The following is a 17422-nucleotide window of genomic DNA, read 5'->3' as shown; positions in this document are numbered from 1 at the left end:
GGCCCGGTCATTCGACCAGGCCCGGCTTTCGGCCTCAATCCAGCAGCTTGACGTCGTCGGGCGCCTGCGGCGGCGTCTTGATCGCGATCGCCTTGACCTGGCCCGAGATCGGCTTGGTGCCGCCATGCGGCGTGCCCTTCGGGATGATGACGAGGTCACCCGGCTTGACCGTGACTTCCTTGTCGCCGAGCCAGATCGTTCCGGTGCCGTCGAGGATGTACTGGATCTCGTTGGTGTTGGGATGCAGGTGCTTGGGCACATTGCCGACCTGGATCGACACGGTGGCGCCGTCGGCGGTCATGAACGTCTTGGAGCGGTAGCCGACCTTGTTGGCGGGGCCCAGCGCGTCGCCTTCCATTTCACCGGTATGGATGATCTGTGCGGTGATGCTCTCGGCGGCAAGCGCCGGACCGAGCAGGTAGGTTGCGCCGCATCCGGCGATGAAGGCGGCCGTAATCGACAGCCCGGCTGTAATACGATTCATGGATGATCCTCCCCATCGAGAATTGTTCTTGTCTGGACATGCTATTGCGCCGAATGGCCGATGGCCAGTGCCTCCGGCAGTGCTTCTCAAGCCAGCCGGGCTGCTCTATGGTGCCGCCGGCCGAACGGAGGAAACCAATGAAGAACACGATTGCCAGGCTCGCCGGTGCGCTGCTCGCGCTGACGCTCACCACCGGTTTTGCCGCGGCGCAAAGCAAGGTCACCATCGCGGTCGGCGGCGGCTCCTGCCTGTGCTATTTGCCCACGGTGCTGGCCAAGCAGCTCGGTGAATACGACAAGGCCGGCCTCAATGTCGAACTCGTGGACCTCAAGGGCGGCTCGGACGCGCTGAAAGCCGTGCTCGGCGGCAGCGCCGACGTGGTCTCCGGCTATTTCGACCATTGCGTCAACCTGGCCGCCAAGAAGCAGGAGCTGCAGTCCTTCGTGGTCTATGACCGCTATCCCGGCCTCGTGCTGGTGGTCGCGCCCGCGCGCACCAACGACATCAAGTCGGTCAAGGACCTCGCCGGCAAGAAGGTCGGCGTCAGCGCGCCCGGTTCCTCCACCGACTTCTTCCTGAAATACATGCTGAAGAAGAACGGGGTCGATCCCACCAGCGCCGCCGTGATCGGCGTCGGCCTCGGCGCCACCGCGGTCGCCGCGATGGAGCAGGGCCAGATCGACGCCGCCGTGATGCTCGATCCCTCCGTGACCGTGCTGCAGGGCAGCCACAAGGATCTGCGCATCCTCTCCGACACCCGCACGCAAAAGGACACGCTCGAGACCTTCGGCGGCGAATATCCGGGTGGCGCGCTGTATTCGACCGCGGCCTGGGTTGCCAAGCACGAGAAGGAGACGCAGGCGCTGACCAACGCGATCCTCGCCACGCTCGCCTGGATCCATTCGCACAGCCCTGAGGAGATCATGGCGAAGATGCCGGAGGAGACGGTCGGCAAGAACAAGGACCTCTATCTCGCTGCGCTGAAGAACACGATCCCGATGTACTCGGAGACCGGCAAGATGGACCCGAAGGGCGCGGACGCCGTGCTCGCGGTGTTCAGCGTCGGCTCGCCCGAGGTGGCCAACGCCAAGATCGACGTCAGCAAGACCTTCACCAACACGTTCGTCGAGCAGGCCAAGAAGACGACGGGGAATGCCAAATAGCTGACGCGAAGATGTGGTAACCGTCCCTCATGACGACACCCATCATTCATCGCGTCACGACGCTTGATCTTGCCGTGCGGCCGATCGACTGGCCGTTCGCCCAGGAGCGTCGCGACGAGATCGCGGCGCATTTCGCCGAGAAGCAGCGCGAGCGGCCGAAGATCTGGAACGGCCGCGTCCTGCTCGGGCGAGATCCCGTGTTCGCGGGCGGCCATTTCACCTCGACCTATTTCGAGACCGATTTCGCAAGCTTCCTTGCCTGGCGCGACTGGGGCTTTCCCGGCCCCGCCGTGTTCAACGGTTTTGGCATGGGTGCGCTGCGCACGTCCGACGGCGCTTTCGTGATGGGCGAGATGGCGCAGCACACCGCCAACGCGGGCCGCATCTATTTCCCGTCGGGCACCCCCGATCTCGACGACGTCCGGGACGGCACGCTGGACATTCCCGGCAGCGTCGTCCGCGAGCTCGAGGAGGAGACCGGCCTGACGGCGGCGGATTTTCAGGCCGAGCCGGACTGGCATTGCATCGTCAGCGGGCCCACGATTGCGATGATGCAGGTGCTCAACCTGGATATGTCCGGCGAGGAGGCGCGCGCCCGGATCGAAGCCAACCTCGCCCGCGAGGACGAGCCCGAATTGTCGGCCATCCATCTCGTGCGCGGGATGAGTGACCTCAGGCCGACCATGCCGCGATTTGTCACGGCCTTCGTCGAGCAGCAGTTCGCCTCGCGCTGACGCGCGAGGCTTGACATCGCTGCGCTCTGCCCATGTGATGGGGGCAAGCAAGATCAAGACGAATGCAATGCACAATCGTCCAGGGAGGTTTTGATGCGCCTGCGCATGGCTGCCCGTTTGGTACGTGGGCTGTTGGTCGCGATATCGGCGACGGGCTTGGCGGTGTCCGCCAAAGCCCAGGACAGACCTCAGGACAAGAAGATCAAGATCGGCGTCGTCTTTGATTTGACCGGACCTCTGGCCGGCGGCGGCTCCGAGCTCAACTATGTCGGCACCAAGATCATCCTCGACCATTTTGCCAAGACCGGCGTCGAGGGCTACAAGATCGAGGCGGTCTATGCCGACGCGCAAAGCAAGCCCGACATCGCCATCAACGAATCCGTCCGCCTGCTGGAGCAGGAGAAGGTCGACATGGTGCTCGGCTTCTTCTCCTCGGCGCAGTGCGTGCCGGTCGCCGCCCGCGTCGAGCAGCTCAAGAAGTTCATGTGGATGACGACCTGCATCTCGTCGGCCGTGTTCAACGAGAAGGGCTACAAATACGTCTTCCGCCCGCAGGCGAGCGGCGACCAGTTCGGCATGATGACGATGGATTTCATCGCACAGAACGCCAAGGGGAAGTTCGGCAAGGAGCCGAAGGATCTGCGCGTCGCCATCATCCACGAGGACGGCGCCTATGGCGTCGACGTATCAAGAGGCAACGAGGTCGGTGCCAAGAAGGCCGGCTTCAACGTCGTGCTCAAGGAGGGCTATTCGGCGACTGCGCCGGATCTCTCCGCGCTGGTGACCAAGCTCAAGCGCGCCAAGCCCGACGTCATCTTCCACACCGGCTACAATCCGGACATCACGCTGCTGCTCCGCCAGGCCCGCGAGCAGGGCCTGAAGTTCGGGGCGCTGATGGGGCACGGCGCAGGCTATGGCGTCTATGAGAAGCTGAAGGAAGGCATGGGGGCCGACGCCACCTATATCTTCAACACCGACCCGATCTCGATCTGGCTCGCCAACCAGAAGACCATGGATCCGAAGCTCCCGGCCGTCATCAAGATGGTCGGCGAGGAGTTCGACAAGATCAAGCCGGGCGTCGCCATCCGTTCCGCCCATGTCGGCATCGGGGCGTCCAACACCTACGTGTTCATGGCGGATGTGCTGCCGCGGGCGATCAAGAAATACGGCGGCGTCGATCCCGACGCGCTGCGCAAGGCGGCGCTCGACACCGACATCCCCGAAGGCGGCACCATGCTCGGCTTCGGCGTGAAGTTCTACGGCGAGGGCACGCCCATGGCCGGGCAGAACGAACGCTCGTTCCCCGTCGTGATCCAGTATCTCGAGGACAAGTCCCACGTGGTGTGGCCGAAGAGCCAGGCGCAGCGCGAGGCCGTGCTGCCGCTGCCGAAGGGCACCACCTACAGCAACCAGTAGCGGCGGAGGGCCTTGGTGCTGGAAGTCAGCGGGCTGGTGAAGCGGTTCGGCGGCTTCACCGCCGTCAACAACGTGTCGTTCAAAGTCGATCAGGGCGAGATCCTCGGCCTGATCGGCCCCAACGGCTCGGGCAAGAGCACGATCTTCAACATGCTCTCCGGCACGCTGGCGCCGACGTCAGGCTCGATCCTGTTCGCCGGCTCCGAGATCGCGGGCCTTGCGCCGCACCGGATCATCAACAGCGGCATCGGCCGCACCTTCCAGATCCCGCGCCCTTTCCGCCGTCTGACCATCTTCGAGAATGTCGCGCTGGCCGGCTTCTATGGCCAGGGTCGCCACAGCCGCGTCAAGGCCGAGGAGGCGGCCGAGCGCTCGCTCGCCATGGTCGGCCTGCCGACCGATCGCCACGCCAGCGTCGATGGTCTCGGCGCGGCGGGGCTGAAGAAGCTCGAGCTCGCCAAGGCGCTTGCGACGTCACCGAAGCTGCTGCTCGCGGACGAGAGTCTCGGCGGTCTCGACGAAGCCGAGATGGGCCAGGCCGCCGACATGCTGCGCAACATCCGTGACGAGCTCGGCATCACCATCATCTGGGTCGAGCATATCATGGGCGTGTTGATGCGCGTCGTCGATCGCGTCATGGTGCTGGACCACGGCGAGAAGATCTCGGAAGGCCTGCCAAGCATGGTGGCGGGCGATCCGCGCGTCATCGAGGTCTATCTCGGCACCGATGCCGAGACCACGCAGGCCGCGGCCGCCGAGGCGCGCCGCCGCGCGGGAGGCGCGTGATGCTGGAGCTCCGCGGCGTCAATGCCGGCTACGGCACCTTCCAGGCGCTGTTCGACGTCGCTCTCGACGTCAAGGCCGGCGAGGCCGTCGGCGTCATCGGCCCCAACGGCGCCGGCAAGACCACCCTCATGCGCGTCATCTCCGGCCTGATCCGGCCCTCGCGCGGCGCGATCAAGATGGAAGGCATCGACGTCGTCGCGACACCGGCGCACAAGATCGTCAGCCTCGGCATTGCCCATGTGCCGGAGAACCGGCGGCTCTTTCCGCAGCTTACGGTCGACGACAATCTCAAGATGGGCGCTTTCATGAAGGAGGCGAGGGACCACTATGCCGAGCGGCTCGAGGTGGTGTTCGACCTCTTTCCGCGCCTGAAGGAGCGGCGCCACCAGATGGCCGGCACCATGTCGGGCGGCGAGCAGCAGATGTGCGCGATCGGCCGCGCGCTGATGTCCAATCCAAAGCTGCTGCTGCTCGACGAGCCGTCGGCCGGACTCGCGCCGGTCGTGGTGCAGCAGGTGTTCGAGCTGGTGAAGCGGATCCGGGCCAGCGGGCTGACCGTGCTGATCGTCGAGCAGAACGTGCAGCAGGTGCTGAAGGTGGTCGACCGCGCCTATCTGATCGAGGCCGGCACCATCCGCGCATCCGGCACCTCGGCCGAGATGCTGGCGAGCGACACGGTCAAGGAAGCTTACCTCGGGGTGTGATGTTCATGCAGGCGTTCCTGGACATTTTCGACATCTACCTGCTGGAGGCCGTCATCAACGGCATCCTGCTCGGCGGCGTGCTGGCGCTGCTCGCGCTCGGGCTCAACCTGATCTTCGGCGTCATCGACGTCACCTGGATCTGCTACGCCGAGCTCGTGATGATCGGCATGTATGGCATGTACTTCATGGTGCAGTACTTCGGCATCAACTATTTCATTGCGGCGCCTCTCACCATCCTGCTGGTCGCGATGCTCGGTGCGGCGCTGCATTACCTCGTGATCGCGCCGCTCCTGAACGCGCCGCCGATCAACCAGCTGCTCGCGACCGGCGGAGTTCTGTTCGTGCTGCAGAGCTTTGCCACCGTCGCCTTCGGCATCGACTTCCGCAATCTCGGCATCCGCCTGCCGGTGCTCGCCTTCGGCGACATGAACTTCAGCTACGCGCGGCTCTTGTCATTCTTGGCCGCGCTGGTCGGCATGGTCGCGGTCTATCTGTTCATGACGCGCACCTTCACCGGCACCGCGATCCGCGCCATCTCGCAGGATCGGCAGATCATGGCGCTGATGGGCGTCGACACAAAGCGGATCTATCTCATCACCTCTGCAATCGGCGGTGGGTTGGCGGGGCTCGCCGCCTGCCTGCTGGTGCTGCAATACGACGTGCATCCCTTCGTCGGCCTCTCCTTCGGGCCGATCACCTTCCTGATCTGCGTGCTCGGGGGCCTCGGCAATTTCATCGGCGGCTTCATTGCCGCCTTCGTGTTCGCCGAGATCATCTCGCTCGGCGGCCTGTTCTCCGACCTGGAATGGGGCTACGTGCTCGCCTTCGCCTTCTTCATCGTCATGATGTTCATCCGGCCCGCGGGCTTGCTTTCGAGGCGCCGATGATGGGGCAAGGGATGATCGGGCAAGGGCGGCTTGCAGCATGGGGGATCGGGCTGGCGGCGCTGGTCGCGCTGCCCTTCGTCTACCGTGATCCCTATCATCTGCACATCCTGGTGCTGATCCTGATCTGGTCGTTCGCCTACACGTCCTGGTCGATGATGGGGCGGTTCGGTCTGGTCTCGCTCGGGCATGGCGGCTTCATGGGGATCGGCGCCTATGTCACCGCGCTGCTCTGGAACCACCTCGGCGTGTCGCCCTGGATCGGCATTCCCGTCAGCATGGTCGCGGCGGGCGCGCTGGCGCTGATCGTCGGCTATCCCTGCTTCCGCTTCCGCATCACCGGGCACTATTTCGTGCTGGTGACGCTGGCGCTGTCAGGCATCGTGCTCCAGGTCATCACCGCGACGCGCGACTATACCGGCGGCTCGCTGGGCTATACGCCGAACCGGGCCTCCGGCAACAAGCTGCTGGCGCTGCAATTCGACGACAAGACCACCTGGTACCTGATCGCGCTCGGGGTCTGGCTGTTCGGCATCGTGGTCTGGCACTGGGTCGACCGCAGCATGGCCCGCTATGCGCTGGAAGCGATCTCGGAGGACGAGGACGCCGCGGCGGCCGCCGGCGTCGACGTGACCGCCGAGAAGCTGAAGATCACGCTGCTCAGCGCGCTGATGACGGCGCTCGCCGGCGCCATCTACTGCCAGTACCAGATGTTCATCACGCCCGACACGGTCAGCGGCATCGCGGTGTCGCTGCAGATGGTGTTCGCGGCCATCGTCGGCGGGCTGTTCGTTTCGCTCGGCCCGACCTTCGGGGCGGTGATCACCATTCTGCTCGCGGAAACCCTGCGCATCGGCTTCGGCACCAAGGCGGTCGGCTGGGACAACCTCGTCTATGGCGTGCTGCTCGTGCTTTTCATCATATTCCTTCCCAAGGGTATCCTTGGTAGCGTGCTCGACCGATTGAAGCCGCAACGCAAGGTTCCCCGCGCTCATGAACAAGAAGCCGTCCCAGTCGCTCGCCCAGGAGCTTGACCGCTACATCACGCCATTCCGCTACGATGGGTCGGGCAAGTTTCATCTCAAGGCGCACAAGACCGACGAGAAGGGCGATCTCGACAAGGAGAAGGCGCTGGCGCTTCTCGAGGCCAACAAGAAGCGGCTGACCGAATTCCAGGAGAAGCTCTACGCCCAGGACCGCTGGTCGCTGCTGATCGTGTTCCAGGCCATGGATGCCGGCGGCAAGGACAGTGCGATCAAGGCGATCTTCGAAGGCATCAATCCGCAGGGCTGTGAGGTCCATGCCTTCAAGGCGCCGAGCAGCAAGGAGCTCGACCACGATTTCCTCTGGCGCCACGTGATCGCGCTGCCCGAGCGCGGCCATATCGGCATCTTCAACCGCTCCCACTACGAGGAATGCCTGGTGACGCGCGTGCACCCGGAGCTCCTCGCCAAGGAGAAGCTTCCGCAAAAGCTCGTGACCAAGAGCATCTGGAAGGATCGGTTCGAGGACATCTCGGCCTTCGAGCGCTACCTCTGCCGCAACGGCACCGTGGTGCTGAAATTCTTCCTCAACGTCTCCAAGGACGAGCAGCGCGAGCGCTTCCTCGATCGGCTGGAGGACCCGTCCAAGCAGTGGAAATTCTCGATGGACGACATCAAGGAGCGTGCGCTGTGGCCGCGCTACCAGGCGGTCTACCAGGACATCGTCCGGCACACCGCCACGTCCCACGCGCCGTGGTATGTCGTGCCCGCCGACCACAAATGGTTCGCGCGTGTGGTGATCGGCTCGGTGATCAATGCTGCGCTCGAAAAGCTGGACCTGCGCTTTCCCCGCGCCGACAAGGCCTCGCGGGAGGAATTCGAGCAGGTGCGCAAGGCGCTGGAGAAGGAGGGGAAGGGGAAGCGGTAAGGCGCCGCGCGCGCCGACATGGCGCGGCGCGCAGCCGCTCCGCGGAACTGCCGCGTCCAATTGTGATCGCTCGCCCGATTGATCCCGCTTGACAGTTTTGTGTCACAGGAGGAGCATAGTCGCGGTCGCAAACAAGCGACGCGCAACGTCCACCTCGAGAGCAAGGGGAGGTCTATGACACCACCTCCGCAAATCCAGCCGCGTTAAGTGCGATGGAGCTCGTTCGGACTATCGCATAGCGGCAGAAACCGCGAACGGCACGCCGGGTCAAGGTTTAGTGGGCTCCATCAGTGAGGCAAAGCCCCTACCTTCCCGGCGCTGTATTTTGCATCACATCGATCGTGTCGGACGGCCGTGATGAGGCCGCCGCGCCGATGGCATTTTAACATCTCCGTTTCCTCCTCCTCCTTCCTCCACGCCGTCGTTCCGGGCCGACGCCCGGAACGACGGACGTGACCGCATGTCGCTCGCGGTGACGGCCTGAGCGCATACCCCGTCCTTCGAGACGCGCGCATGAGTGCGCTTCTCAGGATGGGGCTTATCGGCTCGGTGCTTGCTGGAAACTGTTGCCGAGCACTCCGTCCTCATCCTGAGGAGCCCGCGAAAGCGGGCGTGTCGAAGGATGGCCGCAGCAAGATTGCAGGCAACGGAGCTCCGATCTCGCGGGTTCCCCAATCTTCGCATTGCGGCAAATGCCAAGAGAATGTCGTCTCGGAGGCCAACTTCCGACACAGGCTCCGGGCGAATAGCGGCCATCCGACATGACGCATGCGCTTCGGCGGTGTCTCGACGCCGCCGGCGTATGCAATTTTGTTTCAGGGAATCCTCGTGTCGCATAAGCTTGCCTCGGCTTTCATTGCCGCTCTCTTCCTCGCAATCTCGTCTCTCTCCGGCGTCCGCGCCGAGCCGCCCCGGCCGACGACGAACAATGCGGCTGTGTTGTCGGCTGATGAAGCCAGGCGCGCGCTGGACACGCTCCAGGACGACAAGAAGCGCGTGCAGATGATCGACACGCTGCGCGCGATCGCCAATGCGTCCGGGCCGCAGCAGCCAGCGCCGCCCGCGCCCGAGCAGAAGTCGCCAATCCCGCTCTCCGCCGACGGTCTCGGTGCGCAGCTCCTGCTCACGGTGTCCGAGGAGATCGGCGACATATCGAGCCAGATCGCAAGCGTGGCGCGGACGATCACGCATTTCCCGGCGTTCTATTACTGGATCGTGCGGACTGCGAACGATCCTGCAGCCTATAACCTTCTGATCGAGATCGCCTGGAAGCTCGCATTGGTGGTCGGTTGCGCGCTCGCGGCCGAGTGGGTGCTGTTCCGCCTGATCCGTCGCCCGGTTGCGTTCCTGGAGGGACGCGTGCCGCAAACCGCGCATCTGCCGGCGCAGGTGTTGCCGATTGCCGATCCGCCGTCGTCGGTTGCCGACGTCACCCCCGCACCCGAGCTGAGCAAGCGCCGCCACAGCCTCGCGCGCGTCTGGCAGGTCATGCTGCGGCTGCCCTACGTGCTCGGCCGTCTCGTCCTCGAATTGCTTCCCGTACTTCTCTTCGTGGGCGTCGCGACGGCGCTGCTGGGCACGGAGATCGGCCAGCCCACCACCGTTCGACTCGTCATCCTTGCGGTCGTCAACGCCTATGCGTTCTCGCGCGGGCTCATTTGCGTGGTTCGGGCGCTGGCGGGGCCGTTCGGTCTGTTTCCGGTCCGCGCCGAGACCGCGGCCTATGTCGAGATCTGGGCGCGCCGCATCGTCGGCGTCGGCGTCACCGGCATCGCCTTCGCCAATGTGGCGCTGCTGCTCGGCCTGCACCGCGCCGGCTATGCCGCGTTGCTGCGCATGGTGATGCTGGTCGTGCACCTCTTCGTCGTCGTCATCATCCTGCAATGCCGCCGGCAGGTGGCTGAGGCCATCCGCGCGCCGGCCGAGCGGCAGGGCATCGCGGCGCGTCTGCGCGATCGCATCGCCGGCGGCTGGCATTATCTCGCCATCGCGCTCGATCTTGCGCTGTGGGCGGTGTGGGCGCTCAACATCCGCAACGGCTATTCGCTGCTGCTGCAATATTTCGTCGGCACCATCGCCGTCGCGCTGATCACGCGCGTCGCCATCATGGTGACGCTGGGCCTGATCGACCGCGGCTTCCGGATCAAGCCGGAGATCCTCCAACGCTTTCCGGGCCTGGAGATCCGTGCCAACCGCTATCTGCCGCTATTGCGCAAGACCGTCTCCGGCGTGATCGCCTTCATCGGCTTCGTGGCCGTGCTCGAGGTCTGGGGCGTGGATGCCATCGTCTGGTTCTATGGCGGCCAGATCGGCAGCCGGCTGATCTCGGCCGTGGTGACCATCGGCCTCGCCGTGTTCATCGCAGCGGCAATCTGGGAGGCCAGCAATGCGCTGCTGGACCGCCAGATCAACACGCTGTCGCGCGACGGGCACTACGCCCGCGCCGCGCGCCTGCGCACCTTCCAGCCGATGCTGCGCACCGCGCTGCTCTGCCTGATCGCCACGATCGTCGGCCTCACCGCGCTCAGCGAGATCGGCGTCAACGTTGCGCCGCTGCTCGCGGGCGCCGGCATTGTCGGCATCGCCATCGGCTTCGGCTCGCAGAAGCTGGTGCAAGATCTCATCACCGGCCTGTTCCTGCTGCTGGAGAATACGGTGCAGGTCGGCGACAATGTCAGCGTCTCGGGACTGTCCGGGGTGGTCGAGAACGTTTCGATCCGCACCATCCGCCTGCGCGCCGGCGACGGCGCCGTGCACATCGTACCGTTCAGCGCGGTCACGACCATCACCAATGCCAGCCGCGGCGCCGGCAACGCCTCAGTCAGCGTCAACGTGGCCTACAAGGAAGACACCGACCGCGCCGGCCAGATCCTCAAGGACATCGTCGAGGAGATGCGCCGCGAGCCGGATTTCCGCGCGCTGATCCGCGGCGACCTCGATCTCTGGGGCATCGACAAGGTCGACGGCGCGATGGTGTCGATCGTCGGCCAGATCCGCTGCACCGAAGCCGGACGCTGGCCGGTCCAGCGCGAATTCAACCGCCGCATGAAGCTGCGCTTCCAGCAGCACGGCATCAATGTCGCATCCGCCACCCAGACCATCCTGATGCATATCGCGCCGCCGGCCGATGGCGCCGCCAACCTGACGCCGCGGCGCGCGGCCGGATAGAAGCGCAATCAACTTCCCGCTTGCCTCGGCCAGCCTGGCAGCGTTCACTCACCCTCCAGCCCGCTGACGACATGCGGGCGGCAAAAAGGGTGGGAGAGGCTGATGCGGGGGCTGCGGGCTGTGTTGCGCGATCATGTGGTCGTCGTTGGCGCGTTGATCGGTTGCGCGATGTGGTGTGCACCGGCGAGCGCCCAGTCATCGCGCCCCGTCACCCTCATCGTACCGTTCGCGGCCGGCGGCCCGACCGACACCTTGGCACGGATCCTGTCGGAGCGGATCGCCGCCGAGCTGCACACCACGGTCGTGGTCGAGAACGTGGCCGGGGCTTCCGGCAGCATTGCCGGTGCCCGCGTCGCACGTGCGGCACCCGACGGTACCACGATCACGATCGGCCATTGGGGCACCCATGTGCTGAACGGCGCGATCTTCAAGCTGCCTTATGACGTGGTCACCGATTTCGAGCCCGTCGCGATGATCGCGATGGGAACGCAGCTCATCGTCGGCAGGAAGTCGCTCGAGGCGGGCAATCTGAAGGAGATGATCGCCTGGCTGAAGGCCAATCCCGGCAAGGCCACCGCCGGGACGGCCGGCGCCGGCACGGGCGCGCATGTGGCGGGCGTCTTCTTCAAGGACAAGACCGGCACCGATTTCCAGTTCGTGCCTTATCGCGGTGCAGGGCCCGCGATGATCGATCTCGTCGCCGGGCAGATCGACATCATGTTCGACCAGGCTTCGAACTCGCTGCCGCACGTCAAGAGCGGTGCGATCAAGGCCTTCGCCGTGACCTCGCCGACGCGGCTCGCGTCTGCGCCCGACGTTCCGACCGTCGACGAAGCAGGTTTGCCGGGACTTTATATTTCCTATTGGCACGGCATCTGGGCACCGAAGAACACTCCGAAGGAGATCGTCGGCAGGATCAACGCGGCGATCGTCGCCGTGCTAGCCGATGCCGCAGTCAAGCAGCGCTTTGCCGAACTGGGGCAAGAGATACCGCTGCCCGACCAGCAGACACCCGCAGCGCTCGCCGCTTTCCAGAAGGCCGAGACCGACAAATGGTGGCCGATCGTGAAGGCAGCCAACATCAAGCCGGAGTAGTTCGCCGCGTTAACCTTTGCGGCTCGCGCGACTGCCAGGCGTTCGCGCAAGTCTCGCTGCGGTGCGAGATCACAATCGGCGCCTCAGTGTCTACGTCCTTGATCTCGATGGAGCACTGGCCGACAATACGCGCGGTTCAATGTGAAGCTTCTTTGGGGGAATTCGTGAATAGACCTGCCCGGGTCGTTGCCCAATCGACCTCGTCCAATCCGCCGCAAGGCATGGCGCTGCTGCGCGATCCCCTGCTCAACAAGGGCACCGCCTTCACGGAATCCGAGCGCGCCGCACTCGGGCTGCGCGGCCTCCTGCCGCCTTGCGTGCTGACGATGGAGACGCAGGCTCAGCGCGTCCTCACCAATCTGCGCACGTTGCCCACGGACCTTGAGAAATATGTCGCGCTGAACGCGCTGCATGATCGCAACGAGGCGCTGTTCTTCCGCGTCGTCGTCGACAATATCGACGAGATCCAGCCGATCATCTACACGCCGACGGTCGGGCTCGCCTGCCAGAAATACGGCCTGATCTTCCAGCGGCCGCGCGGCATGTTCATCTCCTCGCGCGACCGCGGCCAGATCGCCGAACTCTTGAAGAACTGGCCCTATCAGGCCAAGCTGATCGTCGTCACCGACGGCGAGCGCATTCTGGGACTTGGCGATCTCGGCGCCAACGGCATGGGTATTCCCGTCGGCAAGCTGTCGCTCTATTCGGCCTGCGCCGGCGTGCATCCGGAAGCGTGCCTGCCTGTTGTCCTCGACGTCGGCACCAACAACGACGAGCTCCTGAACGATCCCTATTATCTCGGCCTGCGCGAGCGGCGGCTGACGGGCGAAGCCTATGACAGCTTCGTCGACGAATTCATGCAAGCCGCGCGAAAGACCTTTCCCGGCGTGCTGATCCAGTTCGAGGATTTCGCCAATCATTCCGCGTTCAAGCTGCTGCATAAATATCGCGACGAGGCCTGCGTCTTCAACGACGACATTCAGGGCACCGCGGCGGTGGCGCTTGCCGGCCTGTTCTCGGCGCTCCGTGTCAACGGCGGCAAGCTGAAGGATCAGAAGATCCTGTTCCTGGGGGCAGGCGAGGCGGCCACAGGCATCGCCGATCTCGTGGTGTCCGCGATGATGGCGGAGGGCGTAAGCGAGGCGGACGCGCTCCGGCGCAACTGGCTGGTGGATTCCCGGGGCCTCGTCGTCGGCGGCCGCCAAGGTCTCCACGGCCACAAGCTCCGCTACGCCCATGCCGACCAGGCGCCGATCGCCGACTTCCTCACCGCGATCAGGACGCTGAAGCCGACGGCGATCATCGGCGTTGCCGCGGTCGGCGGCGCCTTCACGCCCGAGGTGCTCAAGACGATGGCCGAGCTCAACGAGCAGCCGATCGTGTTCGCGCTCTCCAACCCGACCTCGAAGGCGGAATGCTCGGCCGAGGACGCCTATCGCTACACCGAGGGCCGCGCGCTGTTCGCCTGCGGCAGCCCCTATGATCCGGTGACGCTGAACGGCCGCAGCTTCGTGCCGCGCCAGGGCAACAACTCCTACATCTTCCCCGGCGTCGGCCTCGGCGTCATCGCCAGCGGCTCGAAGCTGGTGACGGACGAGATGTTCATGGCGGCGGCCCATACGCTCGCCGATTGCGTCGGCAAGGACGACCTCGCGCAAGGCAGTCTCTATCCGTCCCTGCCGCGCATCCGCGAGGTCTCGGTCCGCATCGCCGCGGCCGTCGCGGACGTCGCCTTTCAGCGCGGACTCGCGGATGGACCCGCACCCAACGACGTCAAGGCACTGGTTCAGTCCCAGATGTACGAGCCGCACTACTGAGGCTTCACCCCTTCGAGCCGAAGCCGTGGACAGAGCTCCTCACCCCACCCTCTCCCCGTAAGAACGGGGCGAGGGAGTGAGAGAGCGTGCCTTCCTAACCTCTCCCCGCTCTTTGCGGGGAGAGGTCGGATTGCCCCCGGCGATGCGTAGCATCGTCCGGCGCAATCCGGGTGAGGGGCAGGACACCCCGCCAGTCAGATCAAGAGTCCATCCGACTCGTAGAGTGTGTCTGATGGATCCGCGTTAGCTCAAGCCGCCGCCACCATCCCAAGTAGAATCGCCATTGTCTCGCGCGGCCCTATATGCGACAGTCTGTAGCGTTACAAGAAGAACTCAAGCCGCAAGGTCAGATGCCATGGACGATCGTTTGCCCGAACTGGGCGACCTCGAGCGTGAGGTCATGCAATTGGTTTGGGCCCATGGTCCCGTCACGGCCGAGATCGTGCGTGAACGTCTGTCGCGGCGGCTGAAGGAATCGACGGTCCGCACCGTGCTGCGGAGGCTGGAGGAAAAGGGCTACGCGAACCACACCGTGGACGGTCGCACCTATGTCTATCGCGCCGCCGAAGAGCGGGCGAAGGTGGCGGCCAAGGCGGTGCAGCGTATCGTCGACTGGTTCTGCAACGGCTCGATCGAGGAAGTCCTGGTCGGCATGGTCGACAACAAGATGCTCGACCAGCAGCAATTGCGGACGCTGGCCGACCAGGTGGCCAAGGCGAAGAAAGCGAGGGGAGTGAAGAAAGAATGATCGCAACTCTGGCGGAGGCGGCACTGCGCTCCCTTGTGCTGGGAGGCGTCGTCTGGTTCGGTCTCAACCTGTTTCGCGTGCGCAATCCGCACGTTCACATGACGGCCTGGGTCGTCGTGCTGCTGGCGTCGCTGGCGATGCCGTTCGTGATGCATTGGCCGACGCTCACGATCAGCCGTCTGCCTTTGCCGGTCGCCGTGCCGGATGATGTCCTGCCGGCCGAGCTCTCGATGCTGGAGATGCCGCAGCCGGCGCTGCCGGTCGCGCCCGGCATCGATGCCGCGCCGCAGGTTGCGAGGCGCGGGCTGTCGATCAATTGGTGGCCGGTCGCGACCATCGTCTATGCCGGCGTCGCCGGCCTGCTGCTGCTGCGGCTCGCGATCGGTCTGTGCCTGACCTGGCGGCTGGCGCGGGCGGCAACGCCGGTCGCCGGCGTTGCGATGACCGGCACCGACGTGCGCGTCAGCCGCGACATCGGCGGTCCCGTCACCTTCGGCTCGACCATTCTGGTGCCGCCGCAGTTCTCCGCTTGGGATGCCAAGAAGCGCCTTGCGGTGCTCGCGCATGAGGGCGCGCATGTCGCCAATCGCGATTTCTACGTCCTCCTGCTGGCATCGCTCAACCGCGCGGTGTTCTGGTTCAGCCCGTTTTCATGGTGGCAGCTCGCCCGCCTCGCCGAGCTCGCCGAGATCATCAGCGACGCCGAGGCGGTCGAGGTGATCGACGACCGGCTGTCTTACGCGGAAATCCTGCTCGATTTCGCCAGCACGGTGAAGCCAAGGCCGGTCGAGCTCGCGATGGCGCGGGCCTCGACCGTGCGTGCCCGCGTCGAGCGCATCGTCGCGGCGGCCGCCATGCCCGTCGCGGTCAGCTGGCGCAAGCGGTTCTGGATCGTGGCCACGATCGCACCGGCCGTGATCGTGTCCGCCGGCATGATCGCCTATCGCACGCCGGAGATGGCACCTGTCGCCGTGGATACTGGCGAAGTGCCGGCCCAGCATTACCGCCCGTTCGTCAATTTCTACGCCATGGGTCCGAGCTCGGTGTTCGCCATCTTCCGCGAGGGCGACGACCTCTACGGCCAGCTCACCGGCCAGCGTCGGTTGCCGCTGACGGTCGCAAAGGACGGCACGGCGTCCTACCCGGCCCCCTCCGGCGAGATCACCTTCGCGCTCGATGCGGAACGCCGCTCCTCCGGGCTGACGCTGCGCATGAACGGCCGCGATGTGCGCGCGGTTCGTGTCGCCGAGATGCCGGCCGCGGCAGCGGAGTCCGCGCCGCTCGATCAGTATGTCGGCTGGTACAGGCTGGCGCCGAACCGCGTGCTCACCGTACGCCGCGACGGCGACCGTCTCTCGTTGCAGGAGACCGGGCAGGGCGCAACGCAGGTGCTCGCCGAGGGCGCTGACGCCTTCTCGTTCCGCGGCGATCATCTGGTGGTCTTCCTGCGCGACGAGGAGGCGAAGGTCTCGCGCGTGCTGCTGCACAGCGCGGTCTTCGGTGCCCGCCTCGCGACCCGCGTCGATGCGGCAGTGGCGCAGACGATCGAGGCGGACTTCGCGCGCCGCCTCGCCAAGGTGTCGGACAGATTCAGGGAGCAGGTGCCGGCGGCCGGCAGCAAGGAAATGATCCTGCTCGGCATCGAGGGTTTGCGCCGCGGCACGCCGGACTACGATCGCATGAGCGCGCCGCTCGCGGCCAAGGTCCATCGCTATCTCGACGAAATGCACACGACCTTCGTGGCGCTCGGCGCGGTGGAATCGATCTTCTTCCGCGGCGTCGGCCCTGGCGGCTACGACATCTATGGTGTGAAGTTCGAGAACGGCAGCGCGGAATTTCGCCTGTTGATCGAGCCGGACGGCAAGGCCGGCGACGTGTTCTTCCGCGCCGACGGCAATGACGAGCTCGGCGGCATCGTGCCTTGTGCGGAAGAGGCGAGCGTTCGCGGCCGCGCCGGTACCTCGCCGATCAGGATCATGCTCTACAACGAGATGGGCAGCGACATCCAGGTCTCCAATCTCGATGCGGACGGCAACCGCAAGACTGAGATCGTCAGGCCGAATATGACCTGGGCCGCCACGACCACCGTGAACAATCCCTGGATGATCGCCGACAAGTCCGGACGGTGTCTGGAGATCGTGATGCCGGGCCGGCAGACCCGTTTCCACAATGTCGAGGCCTCGAATATCGGCGCGCGTCCGGGCCGCGCCGCGCGCCGTGCCGTTCCGATCGCCAATGGCGAGGAGATGCTGCGCCGCTATATCGAGGGCGTCGGCAAGGGACAGCCGGACTATGAGCGCATGACGCCGGAGGTGGCCGACATCACGCGTCAGCAATTGCCGTTCGACCAGGCGATCCTGGCGCGTCTCGGCGCGCTGCGTGCGGTCTCCTTCCGCGGCGTCACCGCGCTCGACAGCGACATCTACATCGCCCAGTTCGCCAACGGCTCGGCGGAATGGCGCATCGGCGTCAGGAACGACACGATCACGAAGATCGCGCTCGGGCCGAATTT

At 65.2% G+C, this 17422-nt stretch carries 14 protein-coding genes; 13 read left to right on the top strand and 1 reads right to left on the bottom strand.

Translation table 11 applies throughout. The features are described 5' to 3' along the window. Positions 1-34 precede the first annotated feature (34 nt). Complete coding sequence (locus tag TSA1_RS36965) at positions 35-484, bottom strand: cupin domain-containing protein (protein WP_100180623.1); 450 nt, start codon at positions 482-484, stop codon at positions 35-37. Between the two features lie 137 nt (positions 485-621). Here TSA1_RS36965 and TSA1_RS36960 point away from each other — a divergent pair, with 137 nt between their 5' ends. The 13 genes from TSA1_RS36960 to TSA1_RS36900 all read left to right on the top strand — a co-directional run. After that, entirely contained in the window at positions 622-1647 is a 1026-nt protein-coding gene (locus TSA1_RS36960; RefSeq protein WP_174719245.1) for an ABC transporter substrate-binding protein, read from the top strand. Positions 1648-1676: 29 nt separating this feature from the next. Next, complete coding sequence (locus tag TSA1_RS36955; RefSeq protein WP_100180621.1) at positions 1677-2381, top strand: NUDIX hydrolase; 705 nt, start codon at positions 1677-1679, stop codon at positions 2379-2381. Positions 2382-2474: 93 nt separating this feature from the next. Then, positions 2475-3797, top strand: coding sequence for an ABC transporter substrate-binding protein (locus TSA1_RS36950; RefSeq protein ID WP_100180620.1), 1323 nt, complete (start codon positions 2475-2477; stop codon positions 3795-3797). Positions 3798-3812: 15 nt separating this feature from the next. Beyond that, entirely contained in the window at positions 3813-4583 is a 771-nt protein-coding gene (locus TSA1_RS36945; RefSeq protein ID WP_100181551.1) for an ABC transporter ATP-binding protein, read from the top strand. Next, complete coding sequence (locus tag TSA1_RS36940) at positions 4583-5287, top strand: ABC transporter ATP-binding protein (RefSeq protein ID WP_100180619.1); 705 nt, start codon at positions 4583-4585, stop codon at positions 5285-5287. The genes TSA1_RS36945 and TSA1_RS36940 overlap by 1 nt, the downstream gene beginning before the upstream one ends. Before the next feature lie 5 nt (positions 5288-5292). Continuing rightward, positions 5293-6174: a branched-chain amino acid ABC transporter permease gene (locus tag TSA1_RS36935; RefSeq protein WP_100181550.1), complete on the top strand. Its 882-nt coding sequence runs from the start codon at positions 5293-5295 to the stop codon at positions 6172-6174. Between the two features lie 11 nt (positions 6175-6185). Then, a complete protein-coding gene (locus TSA1_RS36930) occupies positions 6186-7205 on the top strand; it encodes a branched-chain amino acid ABC transporter permease (protein WP_100180618.1) in 1020 nt (339 codons plus the stop codon). Further along, positions 7165-8082 carry a polyphosphate kinase 2 family protein gene (locus TSA1_RS36925; protein ID WP_100180617.1) on the top strand — a complete coding sequence of 306 codons (918 nt, stop codon included), beginning with the start codon at positions 7165-7167 and terminating at the stop codon, positions 8080-8082. Before TSA1_RS36930 ends, TSA1_RS36925 begins: the two co-directional genes overlap by 41 nt. Before the next feature lie 828 nt (positions 8083-8910). Further along, positions 8911-11250, top strand: a complete 2340-nt coding sequence (locus TSA1_RS36920; protein WP_100181549.1) for a mechanosensitive ion channel domain-containing protein — start codon at positions 8911-8913, stop codon at positions 11248-11250. Between the two features lie 102 nt (positions 11251-11352). Further along, on the top strand, positions 11353-12345 hold the full coding sequence (locus TSA1_RS36915) for a tripartite tricarboxylate transporter substrate-binding protein (protein WP_100180616.1): 993 nt from the start codon (positions 11353-11355) through the stop codon (positions 12343-12345). A 164-nt stretch (positions 12346-12509) separates the two neighbouring features. After that, a complete protein-coding gene (locus TSA1_RS36910; RefSeq protein ID WP_100180615.1) occupies positions 12510-14162 on the top strand; it encodes an NAD-dependent malic enzyme in 1653 nt (550 codons plus the stop codon). 355 nt (positions 14163-14517) lie between these two features. Further along, the gene (locus tag TSA1_RS36905) at positions 14518-14910 is read left to right on the top strand and encodes a BlaI/MecI/CopY family transcriptional regulator (RefSeq protein ID WP_100180614.1); all 393 of its coding nucleotides are present in this window, start codon (positions 14518-14520) and stop codon (positions 14908-14910) included. Beyond that, positions 14907-17422: M56 family metallopeptidase (locus tag TSA1_RS36900; RefSeq protein ID WP_100181548.1), on the top strand; the 2516-nt coding region annotated here is incomplete at its 3' end. The genes TSA1_RS36905 and TSA1_RS36900, both read left to right, overlap by 4 nt.

The sequence above is a fragment of the Bradyrhizobium nitroreducens genome (genome assembly GCF_002776695.1).
GTDB lineage: Bacteria > Pseudomonadota > Alphaproteobacteria > Rhizobiales > Xanthobacteraceae > Bradyrhizobium > Bradyrhizobium nitroreducens.
This window is presented reverse-complemented; position numbering and strand designations above follow the sequence as displayed.